Here is a 17956-nt window from a genome sequence, read left to right as displayed (position 1 = left end):
CACGGTTCGCCTCGGTTCGTTCTGCGTCGTGCCTGTCGCGACGAGGGTGGTCATGCGCCCGGCAACGGCTGTTCGATCACCAATCCGTCATGGGCGGGGGTTACATGGTCGGGGGTTTCCCTGTCGACCGTGGCATAGTCCAGATCGATGTGCATGTTGGTCAGGATCGCCCGCTTGGGCTGCAACTGTTCGATCCAGCCCAGGGTCTTGTCCAGATGGGCATGGGTCGGATGCGGGCTGCGGCGCAGAGCGTCGATCACCAGGCAGTCCAGGCCTTCCAACTCGGGCCAGGCGTCGTCATAGATCTCGGCCACGTCCGGCAGATAGGCCAGATCACCGATCCTGAACCCCAGCGCGTCGATCGAGCCATGGTTGACCTTGAAGGGCCGGAACGGGATCGGCCCGCCGGGTCCGTCAACCGCAAAAGGGCCATCGATGGTCTTGAGGTCGAGGATCGGCGGGTACGGCGACCCCTCGGGCTGGATGAAGGCATAGCCGAACCGCCCCAGCAGCGCGTTTTGCGTGTCGCCGTCGGCCCAGACCCGGACTCGGCTGCGCATGTTGAACACGATCATGCGCAGATCGTCGATGCCATGCACATGGTCGGCGTGCGAGTGGGTATAGACCACACCGTCCAGCCGCCCGGTGCCGGTATCCAGCAGTTGGCTGCGCATGTCGGGCGAGGTATCGATCAACACCGAGGTCGTGCCGTCCGGCCCGTCGCGCTCGACCAGCATCGAGCAACGGCGGCGGCGGTTGCGCGGGTTTTCGGGATCGCATTCGCCCCAGTGTCCGCCCAGGCGCGGCACCCCGCCGGACGAGCCGCAACCAAGGATCGTGCAGCGCAGCGTGGTCATGCGGCGGCCTCGTGGGCGGCGGCCTTGGTGAACAGGCGGTCGAAATTGGCCTGGGTGCGGGCCGCGAATTCGGCATAGTCCAGCCCGAACAGTTCGGCGCCGACGCGGGCGGTGTGGGCGGTGAAAGCCGGTTCGTTGCGTTTGCCGCGATGCGGCGGCGGGGCAAGATAGGGGGCGTCGGTTTCTACCAGAATTCGATCAATGGGCGCGGCGGCGAAGACTTCGCGCAGTTCGTGGCTTTTGGGAAAGGCCGCGATGCCCGACATCGACAGGTAGAACCCCAGATCCAGCGCCGCCTGGGCCAGTTCGGCCGAGGAGGAAAAGCAATGCATCACACAGGAATAGGGCGCGTTGCGAAACTCGGCGCCCAGAATGTCGGCCATGTCGGAATCGGCTGCGCGGGCGTGGATGATCAGCGGCAGCCCGGTGCGCTGGGCGGCCTCGATATGGATGCGCAGCGACTTTTTCTGAACCTCGGCGCTGTCCGCGGTATAGTGATAGTCCAGCCCGGTTTCGCCGATGCCCACGAATTTCGGGTGCGCGGCCAGTGCGACCAGCTCGTCGACAGTGGCCATCGGCTCTTCGGCGGCACTCATGGGGTGGGTGCCGGCGGCATAGAACACCGGGGCATGCGCCTCGGCGATGGCGCGTACGGCCGGTTCGTTGCGTAGGCGGGTGCAGATCGTGACCATGCGGGTCACGCCGGCCTGTCGCGCGCGCGTGATTATCTCGTCCAACTGGCCCTCGAAGTCGGGAAAGTCCAGGTGGCAGTGACTGTCGGTGATCGAGGGTGGGGGGCTGGTGTCGTTCATCTGCTCGGGCCGGCGGAGTCCTGTATCTTGAACACCGTATCTAGGACCAGAGCGGCAGGGTCAAGGTTCACCGCCTGACCGTGACGGGCCCTTGCGGATACGGCCGCGGCAACCTCGGCCCACCGGCGGGCCGTCTGCGGCGAATTCGACAGCCGCCGGAGCGTTTCCGACTCGTTCGGGGCGGCCTCGGGGCTGGGGGGTGCGCCGGTTGCGCCGGTCAGGGCCAGGCGCGACAGCGCGATGTCGATCAGGTTCAGCAGCAGGTCGAACCGGTCCGCCGCTCCGCGCTGCGCGGCAGCCTCGGCCAAGGCCAGAGCGCGTTGCCGGTCCAGCCGGGGGAGGCTGCCCAGAATGCCGATCAGTTCGGCATAGATGTCAAGCCCGCCCAGGTTCAGTAGTCGGACTGCCTCGCCGACCGAGCCCGCCCCGAGGGCGGCCAGATGGTCGGGGTTGGGCGGCAGGTCGGCACCGGCCTGAGCCAGCGCCGCCTGCATGTCCGACGGCGACAGCGACGACAGGCGCAGGGTCCGGCAACGCGACCGGATCGTCGGCAGCAGCCGCGAGGGCTGGTGCGAGACCAGTAGCAGCGTGGTGCGGGCCGGCGGCTCTTCGAGCATCTTCAGCAGGGCGTTCGCCGCACTGGCGTTCATGTCGTCGGCCGTATCCACGATCACGACACGGCGCCCGCCATCGGCGGCGGACAGCCCGAAAAAACGGCCGAGCTTTCGGATATCCTCGACCACGATTTCGTTGCGCATCTTGTCCTTTTCGTTCACCGAGCGGGTCACGACCGCAAGCCCGGGTTCAGCCCCGGCCAGCATGCGATGGGCCACCGGATGATCGGGCGCGATGTCCAAAGATGTGGGAGCCGGAGGGGCTTCGAACAGCCCGTCCTCCTGCGGGGCCGGGGTCGCCAGAAGGAAGCGGGCGATGCGCCAGGCCAGCGTCGCTTTGCCCACGCCACGCGGCCCGGTCAGAAGCCAGCCGTGATGCAGCCGCCCGGAGGCGAAGGCCGACAGGAAGTCGCTTTCGGCCGCGTCCTGACCGAACAGTTGTTGCGTCTGACGCGGGTGCGGCGCGCCGGGCACCTGATCCGGGGGAAGAATGTCGTCGGTCATGTCTGTTGCAGGGGGCGCAAGGTCTGATGCACGATGTCCGCCACGTCGCGGGCCACGCTGCCGACGTCGCGGTTGCCGTCGATGACGCGGAACCGGTTCGGAAACTCTTTGGCAAGATCCAGAAAGCCCCGGCGTATCCGGCGTTGCAGGTCGGGACCGAAATCCTCGAACCGTTCTTCGGCGCCCTGCCGGCCCTTGGCCCGGGCCAGGCCGGTGTCTGGGTCCATGTCGATCAGCAGGGTTAGATCGGGTTCGCGCCGGATCATCAAGGCGTGCAACTTGTCCACCAGCGCGCGCAGATCGCCGCGCGACAGGCCCTGATACATCCGGGTGCTGTCCGCGAACCGATCGCAGATCACAATCTTGCCTGCCGCCAGGGCCGGCTCGATGGTACGCTCCAGATGGTCGCGGCGTGCGGCGGTGAACAGCAGGATCTCGGTTTCCGCCGACCAGCGGTCGGGGTCGCCCTCAAGCACCAGCCGACGGATCTCCTCGGCGCCGGGTGAGCCGCCGGGTTCGCGGGTCAGCACCACGTCATGGCCTGCGGCGCGCAGGGCTTCCGCCAGCAGACGTGCCTGGGTGGATTTGCCCGATCCGTCGATCCCTTCGAAGGTCAGGAAAAGCCCGCGCCCGCTCACATCGACTCCAGCGGGGAATTGATAACATCCTTCAGCACGATGCCGCCAACTGCCATCAGACGCACCACGAATCCGCCCAGCGGTACGTCCTGGGACGCATAAAGAGGGCGACGGATCTCGGGCAGGCCTTCGGGCTTGACCACCAGTTCGGCCAGTTGCTGGCCTTTCCGGATCGGGGCGTTTACCGGCCCCTGATAGACCACTTCTGCCGGAACGTTCTGGTCGCCCAGCACCGGGAACAGCAGGGTCAGGTCGTCCTCTGGCACCAGGCCAACGGTCTTCTGGGCGCCCATCCAGACCTTGGCCTGGGCTATCGGCGTTTCGGCGGTGGCAACTTTCCTCTCGACAAAATTTCGAAACGACCAGTTAACCACGGCCTCGGCCTCCTCTGCGCGGCGGGCGGTGCTTTCCAGCCCGGACAGAACGAAGATCACTCGCCGGTCGCCCTGCTGGGCCGATCCGACAAGGCCATAGCCGGCCTCTTGCGTGTGGCCGGTCTTCAGCCCGTCAGCGCCGATGTCGAGCTTGAGAAGCGGGTTGCGGTTATTGACGTTCGACGGTGCGCGCCCGTCGAATTCAAAGGTTTCCTCTGCGAACAGCGGGTAATATTCCGGGAAATCGGTGATCAGGCGGTCCGCCAGGATGGCCAGATCCTTGACCGACATCATTTGACCGGCCGCGGGCCAGCCGTTGGAGTTGGCGAAGGTCGAGTTGGTCATGCCAAGTTGCTTGGCGCGCTGGGTCATGTAGCGGGCAAAGCCCGCCTCTGTTCCGTCCGGGCTGAGCGCTTCGGCAATGACGACGCAGGCATCGTTGCCCGACAGCACGATGATGCCCCGCAGCAGGTCCTCGACCCGGACGCGGTCCTGCGTGTTCAGGAACATGGTCGACCCGCCATAGCTCATGGCGTGTTCCGACACCGGCAGCTTTTCATCCAGCGTCAGGCGGCCGTCGCGCAGCGCCTCGAACGCCACATAGAGCGTCATCAGCTTGGACATCGACGCGGGCGGCAGCGGCTCGTCGGCATTCTTGGCCAGCAGGACCGTCCCAGTCGTCTGGTCCATCACATAGGCCGCCCGCGCCGAGGTGTCGAAGGCCAGAGCGGGCAGCGCCGCCAGCATCAGGCCGATGGCAAGAAGGAGGGTTCGAATCAAAGTCGGCATCTTGGGCCTCCCTGTCTATTTCGCGGCGATGAAGGCGTCGGAGAACCCGAGATCCTTCATGTCGCCGAGGATTGCGCGGCGTTCCGCCCTTGTGGCAGCCGGACCCACGAGAACCCGCCAGACCTGTTTGTCGCCCGAAGTTACTTGTTGAACCTGTGCCGACAGGCCGTTCTTGCTGACCTTGTCAGCGGCGGCTTTGGCATTTGCCTCTTCGCTGAACGTCCCGATCTGCACAAAGGGTTTTGTCAGGTTTGAACTGGCCGATTCCGAGCCGGTGCTGGCTGGTGTGGCTTCGGAGGCCTCGATCGCGGCAGCTGCGCCGGCAATCGGGTCCAGCGGGGTCTCCGTGATTTCATCCTTGGGCTTTTTCTGCCACCATTTTCGCTTGGCCGGTTTCTCGGCCGGCGGGGTCACGACGGGGTCGGCTAGGGTGGCGGTCGCGTCAGAGGCGGGGGGCGCCTGCTGGGGCGCCGTCGCGGCAACGGCCGCAGCGCCCGCCGCCACTTCGGCTGCCGCACCGGTCGCGGCGGTTTCGTCGGGTTTCTTCTTTTGCCACCATTTCCGCTTTGCGGGTTTTTCTTCCGGCGCAGTAGTCGCCTCCGAGTCGGTCTTGTCGGGCGTCTCGTCCTTGGTTGCGCTGTCTGCGGCGTCCGCGGCGACATCTTCAGCCGGTTCCGCTTCGGGTGCCGGGGGTTCGACCACCTCGCGGCGCAGAGCCACCACGGTCAGGCGCGCCGGCGCGCCAGCCAGCAACCCGAGTTTCTCGGCTGCCGCCGAGGACACCTGCAGCGCCGGACCGGGCAGATTCCGTTCGCGCCGGAACAACGCGCCCGTAACCGACTTGTCATTGGCCGTATTTGTGATTTTGACCCGTTCGGGTTGGACTACGTTGGGGTGGGCCACCCAGACGCCACCCAGTGACGGGCGTCCGTCCCACAGGCCGGCCTCGGTCACCTGAAAAACGTCCGGTGCTTCGACGTCGCGTTGCGAGGGGCCTGCTATGTCCGGAAGAAGCTCGGTTGCTCCGCCGTTGGGCTGTCCATCGGGCTTCGGCTTGCTTGCCTGGCCGCCAGCCAGCAGCGCCTCATCACAACCGCTCAACGCCACCAAAGCCATTATCGCAACAGCCGCCGTCCACCGGCCAACGCGTGTCTGTGTCGCAGTTTCCATGTTTTGCGTTCCCTTGCCTGTATGGCCGGGTCGGACCCCGTCCTAGCTGCCGCCCTCTGGTTCTGTTGCCAGTATGCCGCAACCATATCGCGCGGATCATAGCCCGCGTGTATCGGCAAGAAAAGACAGAGGAACCGGGCTCGGCAAGAAATCCCTCTTTTTGCTTGCCACGGCCGGGTCTTGGCCTTAGACCGCTGCCTGCGCCGGGGAGGTGGCAGAGTGGTCGAATGCGGCGGTCTTGAAAACCGTTGGGCGTGAGAGCGTCCCCAGGGTTCGAATCCCTGTCTCCCCGCCACCCATTCCCGTCTCACTCTATTGATACTTTCTGCCCCGGATTTCTGCCGCGACATCAGCGGTTTACCATACCCGTTTTCTATCAGAGACGATCTAGCAAGCACAACTAGGCCACGGTTCTAACGCCAGTCTCAGTTCCGTATTTTCGCGGGGTCGCTTTGGGCGGATTTTCCCTGATAACAGGGAGTTTACAGCGAATTTCGGCATTTTTGGCGGAATTTCCTGATTTTGTCTTTGTGATAATGGCGTGATATCAATGATTTACGCCCCAAATTCCCTAAACTGTGGAACAGGGAAATTTTTTCACGGTAACAGGGAAGTTCTGCGCCGGAACAGGGACGTCACACCGGGTATCAGGGAAGCCGGAATTTTGGAGAGTTTCAGAAGCCGAAGATGCGCTCCTGCTCCACCCAATCCAGCGGGTGGGTGACGCTGACCAGGCGCTTGAGGGTAAGCTCCGGCGGCTGGCTGCCGTCGAGAATCGCGGCCTGGATCTTCGGCGACAGGAAGGCGAGTTGGGCGCGGGTGCGGATGAAGGAGGCGGGCACCTGTTCCTCGCGCGCAATGTTGACCAGCTGGACGCCACTTTTCAGATTGCGGACCCAGCCATGGGCGCGGACCAGCATGGAGCGGAGATGCGGATCCGGGTGAGGCTGCACATCGCCGGCGATGATCTTGGCTTCGACGCCGCGGCGTCGCAGGTCGAAAGGCGCTTCGATTCTGAGCAGGTCCGGGTTCAGATCGTCTGGCGAATGGCCAAGCGCGCTTGCCAGGGCCTTGCCGTCCAGGTCGAGGCAGATCCGCCCGCGCTTGAGCGTGCCAGAGGCAAGCAGGCCGGCGCAAATCGTTCCGCCGGTGTCGCGGAGCCGGGTGGCCAGTTCTGCGACCGCGGACTTGATTACAGATGCGGACCCGGCCTCGGGCCGCGCGAGGATCCGGTGCGATGCGGATGCCTCCTGCAGATGTGTGATCACGATGTTGCTAACCGCCGTCTCCAATGCTGGTCCTGACAATCGCCAACCGGTGGGATCCGTGCCCCCGGAGATCAGCCTGTTGGAGACGTAGTAGCGTAGCCGTCGGCCCTTGCGGGTGGTGTGGGTCGGGGTGAGCCAATCGCCGGTGTCATCTCGCAGCTTGCCGGTCAGCCAGGCGCCGGGGGCCGTCCCTCTGGATGGAGTATCGGGTGAGGGTTGCGCGCGGGACCGTTGTGAGGCTTGCCGCATCCTCTCCTGCACCCGTTCCCACAGGTCCTCGTCGACGATCGCCGGGTGCTGGCCGGGCCAGAGCTTGTCCTTGTGGCGGATCTGGCCGCGATAGACCGGGTTGCGCAGCAGGTAGTAGATCTGGCCGCGCGACAGCAGGCGATTGCCCCTAACGGTGCCATCAGCTCGGACAACCCGTTTCGAGCGCAATCCCTCGGCAGCGGCCCGCTCCGCCACCCGGCGCAGGCAGCGCAGTTCCGCGTAGAGATCAAAGAGGCGCCGGACGGTGCTGGCCTCTTCCTGGTTCACCACCAGCGTGCGGGCTTTGGGATCAGGGTGGCGGTCGTAGCCCAGGGGCAGGTTGCCGCCCATCCAGAGGCCTTTCTTCTTGGAGGCGGCGATCTTGTCGCGGATGCGCTCGGCCGTCACCTCGCGTTCGAACTGAGCAAAGGACAGCAGCACGTTCAGGGTCAGTCGACCCATGGATGACGAGGTGTTGAAGGACTGCGTCACCGAGACGAAGGAGCAGTTGGCCTGTTCGAGCCGCTCGACGAGCTTGGCGAAGTCGGTGAGTGAGCGGGTCAACCGGTCGATCTTGTAGACCACCACCATGTCGATGCGCCCGGCATCGATCTCTTCCAGAAGCCGCTGCAGGGCAGGGCGTTCGAGCGTGCCGCCGGAGAGGCCGCCGTCGTCGTATCGCTGTGGCAGCAGTGACCAGCCCTCGTGACGCTGGCTAGCGACATAGGCGGCGCAGGCCTCGTGTTGCGCATCCAGCGAGTTGAAGTCCTGGTCCAGCCCGTCCTCGGAGGACTTGCGGGTGTAGATGGCGCAGCGGACTTTGCGACGCGGGCTCATCTGGCGCCCTTTCCAGTGAGACCGAAGAAACGGGGGCCGGACCAGTGCGCCCCGGTGATCTCGCGGGCGATGGCCGAGAGCGAGCGGTAGGACCGCCCGTTCCAGGCAAAGCCGTCCTCGGTGACATCGACCACATGGGTCACCCCGTTCCATTCGCGCAGCAGGCGTCCCCCGGGTTTGAGGGCCGGGGGCGTCGGCCGTGGCTTTTGGTCCGCCCCCTTGTCCAGCGCGGCCGTTACCTTCCGGGAGAGCCCGCCATGACGGCGGGCCTGCAGTTCGAAGGCGAGGAAGCGGCGTAGGAAGGGCTGGCTCAGCATTGCCGGGGCAGGGCGGTCGAACAGCTGCTGCCAGAGCAACAGCAAGCCCTTCCGATCCATCGCTTCCAGCTCGGCGATTTCCGCTGGGAAGGTCATGCCTGCGCCTCCGCCTCGGCAACGAGGTGGTAGGTGGCCGGCGCGCCCGGTTTGTCCGATGCGCGGCGTTCGATCGTTGCGCCTTTCTTGCGCAACATGCTGAGGGCGGCCCGGGCCGAGTGTTGCTGCCAGCCGGTGGCCTTGCAGATGTCCGCGAGGCTGGCACCTGCGGGGCGGCGAAGCAGGGCTTGCACCCTATCGGTCTTGGTGTGTTTGGTTTTGGGCATGTCTGGTCTCCTCGTGTTCAGGGGGGCGGGATGCCGTGCCCCGGTACCGAGGTGAGCCCGAACATGTCGGGCGTGGGACCAGTGATGCGTGGTTCGCGCCGGTAGTCCAGCCTGAATCCGCTGGCGCCAACGAAGAATCTTAGGTGTCGTAACGCACTGGAAAAAAACAAAAACTTGCTTCCTTCTGGTTGGGTGATTATATTCGGTGTGCCTCACGCAGGACCTTCAAATCCTGCCAGAAGCACTCACCGGGCCCGAGCGCCTAAAGGGAGCATCGAAAGAGGCAATGAACCGGATCGCTGGATCCGGGGAGTTGCTGTTCATGCTCTCTCCGAATTCCCCGAAGCGGTCCATTCGATCCCCGGCTGTTGCGACAGCCCAGATGAATGGAGGCGCGCATGCGTACCCAATCCCAACCCCGCGATGCCGCAGCATCGACCGCCCCTGTCTGGATGGCCGAAAAGGTCGTGCAGGCGCCGATTGCAAACCTCAAGCCTTACGCCAAGAACAATCGCGTTCACACGGTAAAGAGCATCGACAAGCTGAAAGCCTCGGTACGACAGTTCGGCTTCGTCACCCCGATCCTGGTCGACGGCGACGGCGTGATCATTGCCGGTCATGGCCGGTTCGAGGCAGCGAACGCGCTTGGCCTCACCACGGTGCCGACCGTGGTAGCCGGTCACCTGAGCCCGGCCGAGGTGCGCGCCCTGCGCATTGCCGACAATAGGCTCGCGGAACTGTCCGACTGGAACCAGGCGGCGCTGCAGATCGAGTTTGCCGAGCTGATGGACCTGAGCCTGGATGGCGAGCTGGAGTTCGGTCTCGACATCACCGGGTTCGAGGTGGCGGAGATCGACATCCTCATCGGCGGTGCCGGTGACACGGATGCGCGTCAGCCGGAAATCGTTGAAGAGCCGAACCCGGCACAAGCCGCCATCACCCGGCCCGGCGACATCTGGCTGCTCGGGGATCACCGCATCCTCTGCGGCAATGCATTGGAAGCGGACAGCTATGCCTCTGTGCTGGATGGTGATGTACCGCGCATGGTCTTCACCGACCCGCCCTACAATGTGCCGGTGCAGGGGCATGTGCGCTTGGGCAAGGATGGCAGCCACCGCGAGTTCGCCATGGCCTCGGGCGAGATGACTGACACCGAGTTCCGAGGCTTTCTCCAGACGTTCCTGACCCATGTCGTGGCCAATCTGCCTGCGGGCGGCATCGCCATGGTCTGCATGGACTGGCGCCACATCGAGGACCTGATCGCAATGGGTAAGGCCGGCGGTCTCGACCTCATCAATCTCTGCGTCTGGAACAAGACCAATGGCGGCATGGGCAGCCTCTACCGCTCCAAGCACGAGATGGTCTGCATCTTCAAGGAGCCGGGTGCGCGGCACATCAACAACGTGGAGCTGGGCAAGCATGGCCGCAACCGCACCAATGTCTGGGACTATGCCGGGGTCAACAGCTTCGGCAAGGGGCGCGAGGCCGATTTGGCCGATCACCCCACGGTTAAGCCGACGGCGCTGGTGGCGGACGCGATCATGGATGTGAGCCATCGTGGCGACGTGGTGCTCGATGCGTTCGGCGGCTCCGGCGCCACGCTGCTGGCGGCCGAGAAGACCGGGCGCCGGGCGCGGCTGATCGAGTTGGACCCGGCTTACGTCGATGTCGCCATCCGTCGCTGGCAGGAGATGACGGGTGAACAGGTCGTGCACGCGGTCACCGGCGAGACCTTTGACGGCCGGGCTGCTCAGGCAAATGCCGTCGTGGAAAAGGAGGTCCGCCATGTCTGATGACGAAAAGGACTACCAGGTAGGATATGGCAAGCCGCCGAAACACACGCGGTTCAAGAAAGGCCAGTCGGGCAATCCGAAAGGGCGGCCGAAAGGTGCCAGGGGGTTGGGTGCCAGCCTCAAGCGTGAGCTTGAATCCAAAATCACGGTCCGCGAGGGCAACCGCGAGGTCCGGATCACCAAGGCGGAAGCCATGGCCAAGCGGCTGGCGGCCAGTGCCTTGAAGGGAGATTCGAAGGCGCTGTTGGCCCTTCTGAAACTTGATGCGGACCTGTTTGGCGACAGCGAGGCTCGCGATACTGAGGCTGGTCTCTCGGGCAGGCCCGAGCCGGTAGACTATGACATCCTCCGGGATTTCTTCTCCTCCCCGCAGGCGGGGCAAGAGGATGTCGAGGACCAGGAGGATGATTATGACGGTACCTGAACCGCGCATGGTTCGGCAGGCCGCCATCAATCTCTGCCGGGACAACTTCTTCCTGTTCGTGTGGAGGGTGTTCGACACCCTCCATCACGGGTCCAATGGTACGTTTGAGCCGGCTTGGCATGTGCGCGCGATGTGCCATGCGCTGGACGAAGTGCGCAGTGGCGAGAACAAGCGGCTGGTGATCAACATTCCGCCCCGCTGCCTGAAATCCGTGACCGTGGCGGTGTCTTACGTAGCCTTCCTGCTGGGGCATCACCCCGGGGCAAAGATCATCGTGGCCAGCTATGGCCTTGATCTCGCCCGCAAGCATTCCGAGGATTGCCGGCGGGTCATGTCGTCGCGCTGGTACCGCGAGATGTTCCCCGGGACTCGGCTGGCGAAGAAGGGCAATACCGTGGAAGAAATCCGCACCACCGCGGGCGGCAGTCGCAAGGCGGTGTCCATCGGCAGTTCGGTGACCGGCCATGGCGCCGACTACATCATCATCGATGATCTCCTGAAGGCCGGCGACGCCAATTCCGAGGCAGAATTGATCCGGGCGCAGGAGTTCATCGAAGGCACGTTGCTGTCGCGCTTCGACAACCCGGCGGAGGGCAGGGTGGTGATGATCGCCCAGCGGCTGCACGAGATGGACCCGCCGGGATACCTCCTCGACAAGGGTACATACTGGCACCTGAACCTGCCGGCCATCGCGGAAGAAATCGAGGTTATTCCGATCGGGCGCGGGCAAGTGCATTGGCGCAGGCCGGGGGACCTGCTGTTCCCGGAAAGGCTAGACCGGGAGACACTCGATCGCATGCGCCGTGAAATGGGCACGGCGATCTTCAACTGCCAATACCAGCAGAACCCGATCGCGCCGGACGGATCTCCGCTGCGCTGGGAGTGGTTTGGCACCTTTGACGCGGTCCTGCCTCGGAACCACTATCACCTGGTCGTCCAGAGTTAGGATACCGGCTCCTCGTCAGATCCGCGGTCGGACTATTCCGTCTGCACGACCTGGGGGTTCCTGCCGCCGCACTGGCATCTGCTCGATCTCTGGCGCGGGCAACTGGACTACCCCGAACTGAAATCGAAGGTGCTGGCCCTGGTTGGGCAATGGGATCCCGAGAAGGTTCTGATCGAGGATGCCGCGACCGGTCGGCCGTTGTTCCAGGAGTTGTTCCAGGACGACAAGCGCTTCAAACGGGTGACCCCCGACAAGGACAAGGAGATCCGCTTCAACGCGGCCTGTTCCCCGGTGGAGGAGGGCAAGGTGTGTCTGCCGGCCGACTCCCCTTGGCTGGCAACCTTCAAGCGCGAGCTGCAGTCCTTCCCACGCGGACGGAACGATGACCAGGTCGACAGCTTCAGCCAGTTCCTGAACTGGTCAAAGGGCAACGGCTTCTATCGCGCCCTCGGTCGGGAACACCCGATCAACGTCGCGCGGCGTGAACAGAACCAAACGTGCGTGAGGCGGCGGTAACGCCGCCGTCTCGACAATTCGAATCCCTTCCGTTCCGCCACTTACACATTGCGAACCCAAGATGAGGTCCCTTGCGGGGCCTTTTTCTTTTTGGTTCAAAGGGGTTTAGCGTAGCCATCCGACTTTCGGAGACTGGTCGTTGACCCGGAATCGGTCTCCGAACGCCCCGCGTCTCTTTCCACCCGCCCTTCACCCAAATCGAGACGGATTCAAAAATGCGCCTTATTTTAGGTGCTTACCAAAATGCTTTGCTCCGCAGTTGAAGCAGGCTCGACTACAATCAATGCGAACAGAGACACCCGGAGGCGGCGTAGTTGTGCACGACGGCGCGAAAGTCAGAGTTGCTAGTGGCTCTTCTAGTTAACTAGGTAAGGGAACTATGTAACCGTTTAAGGGAACGCTCCAAAGCACAGTTACTCAGTCAGCGTCTCGCGGAACTTTTTGAACGCAGCCACTATCTTGTCCGCATCATTCGTCGACTTGCGTATGTCATCAGGAATTTTGCCAGCGAGGACGAATAGGTAACCCCCATCCACATTAAGGACGGTAGCGAATTCACGGATGAGGTGATCAGAAGTTGGGCTTCGTCGATCGTGCTCGATATCGTTGAGGTCCTGAGGTGATATCGAAGCACCAGACTCTTCTTTCATCACTCGCTCCGCGAGCTTTTTCTGATTGTGAACCGGCATGCAAAATTGACCCCTGTATTGGGGTAATCGGCGTCCAAAATTGACCCCCCTGATATTTGGTTTCGTTAGCTTCCTCGCAGATTTGAGGGAGCGATTTGGGGATGTTGGTTGTGGAGACGATTGCGAAGATCAGGCGGGCGTATTTTACCCAGGGAAAGTCGATCAAGCAGATCTGCCGTGAGCTTCGGGTTTCACGGAACACAGTTCGCAAGGTAGTGCGCTCCGGTGCGACGGAGTTCAGCTATGACCAGTCCACGCAGCCTCGGCCCAAGATTGATCCCTGGCGGGCGGATCTGTATGAGATGCGGGCCGAAAATGCCCGACAGCCCAAACGTCAACGGCTGACCCTTGTCCGGATTTACGAAGAGTTGCGCAACCGAGGCTATGATGGCAGCTATGACGCAGTGCGGCGTTATGCGTCCAGATGGTCACAAGCGACACGGGAAGCGTCCGCAGCGGCTTATGTGCCACTGAGCTTTGATCCGGGTGAGGCCTACCAATTCGACTGGAGCCATGAGCTCGTGATCCTCGATGGTGCCGCTGTCACGGTGAAGGTCGCGCATGTTCGCCTTTGTCGCAGCCGGATGCCATTTGTTCGGGCCTATCCGCGTGAAACGCAGGAGATGGTGTTCGACGCCCATGACAAGGCGTTCGCTTTCTTCGGTGGAGCGTGTGCTCGGGGCATCTATGACAACATGAAGACCGCGGTGGACGCGATCTTTGTCGGCAAAGACCGCGCCTACAATCGCCGGTTCCAGCAGATGTGCGGCCATTACCTGGTCGCGCCCGTCGCTTGCACCCCGGCATCCGGGTGGGAGAAGGGTCAGGTCGAGAACCAGGTGGGCGTGATCCGTCGGCGCTTCTTCGTGCCGCGTCCCAAGTTCAAATCCTATGCCGACCTGAATGCGTGGCTGGAAGATCGGTGCTTGGCCTATGCGAGGGCCAACAAGCACCCTGAGATGCGCGACAAGACCATCTGGGAGGTGTTCAAAGAGGAGCGTCCCAGCCTCGTTCCTTATGTCGGCCCGTTCGATGGATTCCACGCGGTTCCGGCCTCCGTCTCCAAGACCTGCCTCGTGCGGTTCGACAAGAACGGATACTCGGTCGATGCGCGAGCGGTCGGCCGACCTGTCGAGATCCGCGCCTATGCCGACCGGCTGGAATGCTGGCAGGATGGACGGATTGTCGGCCAACACGAGCGTACCTTCGGGCGCGACCACACAGTCTACGATCCCTTGCATTACATACCAGTTCTCGCCCGCAAGCCGGGGGCATTGCGCAATGGTGCACTGTTCAAGGAGTGGGACCTGCCGATTGCGATCCGCCGCGTGCGGCGCAAGCTCGAACGCCAGCCTGGCGGGGATCGGCAGATGGTCGATATCCTGAGTGCTGTGCTGACAGATGGGATCGAAGCGGTAGAGGCGGCCTGCGCCGAGGCGTTGTCGCACAACGTTCATTCCGCCGGTGTTGTTCTGAACATCCTGGCTCGACACCGCGAACCGCCACCGCCCCTGACAATTGCGACGCCAGATGCGTTGAAGCTGGCCAGCGAGCCAATTGCCGACTGCAACCGATATGACAGCTTGAGGAGACAGACAAATGGAACGATCAGACGTGATCGACGCGATAGGAAAGCTAAAGCTCTACGGAATGAGAGCCGCCTATGACGAGGTTCTGACCACCGCCGTCAAACGGCAGCACGAACCGCAGCAGATCATCGGTGACCTGCTGACCGCCGAGATCCGGGATAAGCAGGCGCGGTCTGTCAAATACCAGATGACTATCGCCAAACTGCCCCTGGCAAAGGAACTGGAAGAGTTCGACTTCGAGACCGCCGAGGCGAACGAAACCCTGGTCCGCGACCTGGCCACCGGAGACTTCCTGGATCACCAGCGTAACCTCGTGTTGATCGGCGGCACCGGAACTGGCAAAACCCATCTCGCCGTCAGCATCGCCAGGGCGTGCATCCGGGCCGGGCGCCGGGGCCGGTTCTTCAACGTGGTCGATCTGGTGAACAAATTGGACGCTGAGGCCCGCGCAGAACGCCAGGGCCGAACCGCCGATCTGATCTCCCGGCTCGACTTCCTGATCTTGGATGAACTGGGCTATCTCCCCTTCGCCCAGACCGGTGGTCAGCTCCTGTTCCACCTCATCAGCAAGCTCAACGAACGCACCTCGATCATTGTCACAACAAACCTGGCATTCGGCGAATGGCCCAGTGTCTTCGGTGATGCCAAGATGACCACCGCGCTCCTCGACAGGCTCACACACTACTGCGAGATCGTCGAAACCGGAAACGAAAGCTGGCGCTTCAAAAACCGGGCATAACGCCAATCCCAAAACCCGCAGGCCCGTCGCAGCTGCGTTAAATGGAGACTACGCAGCGCCGGGCCTGCTCATCACAAAAGGGGTCAAAATTGGATGCCGATAGGGGGCTAAGGTTCAATGCCGATTGACAATTAAGGGACAGCCATTCTGTCCATGTGGAGACTGGTTTGCATTTGTCTGGCAGCACCGAGGGGGCAACTTCCAATCTGGTTAGACTGTTGTCTGATGCGCGAATGAGGTCAGTTAAAGTAGATGGCTAGCGCGATGAGCCCAACGCAATTGGCAAGTCCCCAAAGTAGCATCTGGAAGTGAGTATTTTGGCCTCCTTCATGCCCGAACCAATAGCAAAAGTAGTTCCCCGCGATTAGGAAACCGGCCCATGTGGCGCAGAACATCATTGCGCCAATCAAGCCCAGCGACAGTCCTGTCGAAATAACGACAAGGTCCGAGGCTGCGCCGGCCAATGCTCCTACACCAAGCCAAAGTCCCGCGACGGCCAGCATTTCCCAGCCGACGATGAACGAGAACAATCGGCGTCGGATCTTACGGTTGGTGACTCGCCGGTAAGCAACATGCTCGTAGGCTTCCGGATATTCCTCACGCATCCTCTCCATATCCATGACCTGTGCGGTATAGGTTTCATTCAAGAACGGGTGAAACAGGTTCTCGAGCACTCCTATCGTCAGCCAAGCCGCCATGAATGCCAGGTTGACGCACCCGGCAACAAGTAAAACAGTATCCAGCATCTTTTATCCGTGATTCTTGCCTGCCCGGGACCGGCCCGGACATGCAGCAAGGTTTAGGATTCCCAATACATGTATTGTGGGTAAAGCTCGTTCGAAATATGCACCGCGGCCCCTTTAAGGTTGCTTTTGCAGTGGTTGTGAAGCGCCCGCCAGTAGGGCTGGATGATCACGCCTTCATCAATCATGATCTGCTCTAGCCTAGTCATGATCTTGCGCCGGGAATCCGGGTCCGGTGTTGCCAGGGCCTGATCAACCAGGGTGTCGAACTCGGCATTGGCGAAACCGGTCTCGCTCCAGCTTGCGCCGCTTTTGTAGGCAAGCGCGAAGGTTTGGATACCAAGCGGACGGTGGTTCCAGTTAGTGACTGAGAAGGGATATTTCGACCAATCGTTCCAGAAGGTGGAAGACGGGTAAACCGTGCGTTTCACCTTAATGCCCGCGTCGCGCAGCTGACCGGCAATTGCATCTCCCGTGGCCTTCCAGAATGCGCTGTCGAGCGTAATGAGGTCGAATTCGAAGTTGCTCATCCCTGCCTCTTCCAACAGGGCCATCGCTGCTTCGGCATCGCGCTTTGGGGCGCCGATATCGGCATATTCCGGATGCTTGGGCGACACGTGATGGTTTTCGGCGACGCTGCCCAGATTGTTGTAGGCCAGTTCCAGAACCGTGGCGTTGTCGACCGCAAGCGCCATCGCGCGGCGCACGCGAGCGTCGGCATAGATTTTCTTGCCATCGACTTCGACCTGCTGATTGCACCGGGCCAGCACCGTGGCGGCCGTTTCCACCTCATTCTTGGTCCAGCCATCCAGGCTATCGAATGCGATGATGTAGTCGCCCTCGGTGTCGTAAGTGACGTCATATTCATCGGCTGCGGCCCCGGCGAAATAGGCGCTTGGGTCCGCGCCGAAGTCAATGAATTCGACCCGATCCATATAGGCGCCATTGCCGGCATTCCACCATTCATGCCCTTCATTGCGCACCAATGCGGCACTGTCCCCGACACTGTAGCTTTCAGGCAGATAAGCGCCCGTGCCGATCGCGTTGTCGAGCATGCTGGCTTCGTCGAAACTTGGGTGAACGATGGCTGCGGGATAGTCCGCCAGACCAGCGATCAGCGAAATATCCGATCGCGGCAGGGTCAGGCGAACGGTATGGCTGTCCGCAACCTCCAGAACGCCCTCCATCATTTTGCCGCTGTCCGGATCAACGATCACTGCGAACTTGTTCGCCATGGCATTGCCTTCAACCGTGCTGTCGCAGAAACGTTCGATGTTGAAGGCAACGTCATCAGCGGTGAAATTATCGCCATTGTTCCACTTCACACCCTTGCGGACGTTCAGAAGATACTCGGTGGCATCGTCGTTGATTTCCCAACTCTCCAGCAGGACCGGTGTGAACGTACCGTCCGAGTTGTACTGGACCAGATATTCCAGCCAGCCGCGTGTGAAGGTCGCCAGCGAGTTGAAATCGAATTTGCGCGGATCGCGCATTGTAACGAGTTGCTGTTGGATGCGCACGGTGCCGCCCATTTGCGCATCGGTGGCCGCGCGGGTCGGGGCGGCCAATCCCATCATCGCATAGGCCGTTGCTGCGCTCGCGCCGAAGCTGCAGGCGGTTGCCAAAAACTCGCGCCGTGTTACCGGATCGGCATCGGAATTCGGCGCCGATTTTGGCAGGAATTCCGGCAGTGGGCTGCCGCTGTGTGTTTTAAACGTCATTTACGTTTCCTGTCTGCTGGGTCGTGAGGTGGACCGCCCGCATG

17 protein-coding genes, 1 tRNA gene and 1 pseudogene are annotated in these 17956 nt (G+C 62.3%); 7 read left to right on the top strand and 12 right to left on the bottom strand.

Going from position 1 to position 17956, the window contains the following annotated elements:
• Nucleotides 1-50: 50 nt before the first annotated feature.
• The 6 genes from AC2FMD_RS00190 to AC2FMD_RS00165 are packed head-to-tail and all read right to left on the bottom strand — an operon-like array spanning nt 51 to nt 5695.
• Nucleotides 51-857: an MBL fold metallo-hydrolase gene (locus AC2FMD_RS00190; RefSeq protein ID WP_496742780.1), complete on the bottom strand. Its 807-nt coding sequence runs from the start codon at nt 855-857 to the stop codon at nt 51-53.
• Nucleotides 854-1669, bottom strand: a complete 816-nt coding sequence (locus tag AC2FMD_RS00185; protein WP_496742779.1) for a TatD family hydrolase — start codon at nt 1667-1669, stop codon at nt 854-856. The genes AC2FMD_RS00190 and AC2FMD_RS00185 overlap by 4 nt, the downstream gene beginning before the upstream one ends.
• Nucleotides 1666-2787, bottom strand: coding sequence for a DNA polymerase III subunit delta' (locus AC2FMD_RS00180; protein WP_496742778.1), 1122 nt, complete (start codon nt 2785-2787; stop codon nt 1666-1668). The genes AC2FMD_RS00185 and AC2FMD_RS00180 overlap by 4 nt, the downstream gene beginning before the upstream one ends.
• Complete coding sequence (tmk, locus tag AC2FMD_RS00175; RefSeq protein ID WP_496794534.1) at nt 2784-3425, bottom strand: dTMP kinase; 642 nt, start codon at nt 3423-3425, stop codon at nt 2784-2786. Before tmk ends, AC2FMD_RS00180 begins: the two co-directional genes overlap by 4 nt.
• Nucleotides 3422-4588: a D-alanyl-D-alanine carboxypeptidase family protein gene (locus AC2FMD_RS00170; protein WP_496742776.1), complete on the bottom strand. Its 1167-nt coding sequence runs from the start codon at nt 4586-4588 to the stop codon at nt 3422-3424. Before AC2FMD_RS00170 ends, tmk begins: the two co-directional genes overlap by 4 nt.
• Before the next feature lie 15 nt (nt 4589-4603).
• Nucleotides 4604-5695 (bottom strand): SPOR domain-containing protein, encoded by a 1092-nt coding sequence (locus AC2FMD_RS00165; protein WP_496794668.1) that lies wholly within the window; start codon nt 5693-5695, stop codon nt 4604-4606.
• 268 nt (nt 5696-5963) lie between these two features.
• Here AC2FMD_RS00165 and AC2FMD_RS00160 point away from each other — a divergent pair.
• Nucleotides 5964-6053, top strand: a tRNA-Ser gene (locus AC2FMD_RS00160).
• A gap of 379 nt (nt 6054-6432) precedes the next feature.
• Here AC2FMD_RS00160 and AC2FMD_RS00155 read toward each other — a convergent pair.
• From AC2FMD_RS00155 to AC2FMD_RS00145, 3 genes are read right to left on the bottom strand one after another with little or no spacing between them, the layout of a single operon-like run.
• A complete protein-coding gene (locus AC2FMD_RS00155; protein ID WP_496794533.1) occupies nt 6433-8112 on the bottom strand; it encodes a recombinase family protein in 1680 nt (559 codons plus the stop codon).
• Nucleotides 8109-8525 carry a DUF2924 domain-containing protein gene (locus AC2FMD_RS00150; protein WP_496742773.1) on the bottom strand — a complete coding sequence of 139 codons (417 nt, stop codon included), beginning with the start codon at nt 8523-8525 and terminating at the stop codon, nt 8109-8111. Before AC2FMD_RS00150 ends, AC2FMD_RS00155 begins: the two co-directional genes overlap by 4 nt.
• A complete protein-coding gene (locus AC2FMD_RS00145) occupies nt 8522-8752 on the bottom strand; it encodes a DUF3489 domain-containing protein (RefSeq protein WP_496686191.1) in 231 nt (76 codons plus the stop codon). The genes AC2FMD_RS00150 and AC2FMD_RS00145 overlap by 4 nt, the downstream gene beginning before the upstream one ends.
• A 398-nt stretch (nt 8753-9150) precedes the next feature.
• Here AC2FMD_RS00145 and AC2FMD_RS00140 point away from each other — a divergent pair, with 398 nt between their 5' ends.
• The 4 genes and pseudogenes from AC2FMD_RS00140 to terL all read left to right on the top strand — a co-directional run.
• Nucleotides 9151-10545 (top strand): site-specific DNA-methyltransferase, encoded by a 1395-nt coding sequence (locus AC2FMD_RS00140; RefSeq protein ID WP_496794532.1) that lies wholly within the window; start codon nt 9151-9153, stop codon nt 10543-10545.
• Nucleotides 10538-10969 (top strand): DUF5681 domain-containing protein, encoded by a 432-nt coding sequence (locus AC2FMD_RS00135; protein ID WP_496742771.1) that lies wholly within the window; start codon nt 10538-10540, stop codon nt 10967-10969. The genes AC2FMD_RS00140 and AC2FMD_RS00135 overlap by 8 nt, the downstream gene beginning before the upstream one ends.
• Nucleotides 10956-11915, top strand: a complete 960-nt coding sequence (locus AC2FMD_RS00130) for a hypothetical protein (protein WP_496794531.1) — start codon at nt 10956-10958, stop codon at nt 11913-11915. The genes AC2FMD_RS00135 and AC2FMD_RS00130 overlap by 14 nt, the downstream gene beginning before the upstream one ends.
• Before the next feature lie 42 nt (nt 11916-11957).
• Nucleotides 11958-12431 (top strand): annotated as a pseudogene (terL, locus tag AC2FMD_RS00125) (phage terminase large subunit); the annotation flags it as partial.
• Nucleotides 12432-12844: 413 nt separating this feature from the next.
• Here the strand turns inward: terL and AC2FMD_RS00120 are convergent.
• Entirely contained in the window at nt 12845-13081 is a 237-nt protein-coding gene (locus tag AC2FMD_RS00120) for a helix-turn-helix domain-containing protein (RefSeq protein ID WP_496742769.1), read from the bottom strand.
• A gap of 140 nt (nt 13082-13221) precedes the next feature.
• On the opposite strand from AC2FMD_RS00120, the gene istA reads away from it, so the two are divergent.
• Together istA and istB are read left to right on the top strand one after the other, a co-directional pair.
• A complete protein-coding gene (gene istA / locus AC2FMD_RS00115; protein ID WP_496742768.1) occupies nt 13222-14787 on the top strand; it encodes an IS21 family transposase in 1566 nt (521 codons plus the stop codon).
• Nucleotides 14720-15448 (top strand): IS21-like element helper ATPase IstB, encoded by a 729-nt coding sequence (gene istB / locus AC2FMD_RS00110; RefSeq protein ID WP_496742767.1) that lies wholly within the window; start codon nt 14720-14722, stop codon nt 15446-15448. Before istA ends, istB begins: the two co-directional genes overlap by 68 nt.
• A 239-nt stretch (nt 15449-15687) precedes the next feature.
• On the opposite strand, the gene AC2FMD_RS00105 is transcribed toward istB, so the two are convergent.
• Both AC2FMD_RS00105 and AC2FMD_RS00100 read right to left on the bottom strand, forming a co-directional pair.
• Complete coding sequence (locus AC2FMD_RS00105; protein ID WP_496742766.1) at nt 15688-16194, bottom strand: DUF2165 family protein; 507 nt, start codon at nt 16192-16194, stop codon at nt 15688-15690.
• Between the two features lie 53 nt (nt 16195-16247).
• Complete coding sequence (locus tag AC2FMD_RS00100; protein WP_496794530.1) at nt 16248-17912, bottom strand: ABC transporter substrate-binding protein; 1665 nt, start codon at nt 17910-17912, stop codon at nt 16248-16250.
• Between the last annotated feature and the right edge of the window lie 44 nt (nt 17913-17956).

Source organism: Ruegeria sp. BHSC276 (assembly GCF_059612945.1).
The sequence above is the reverse complement of the archived record's forward strand: the minus strand, read 5'-3'. Positions and strand labels throughout refer to the sequence as shown.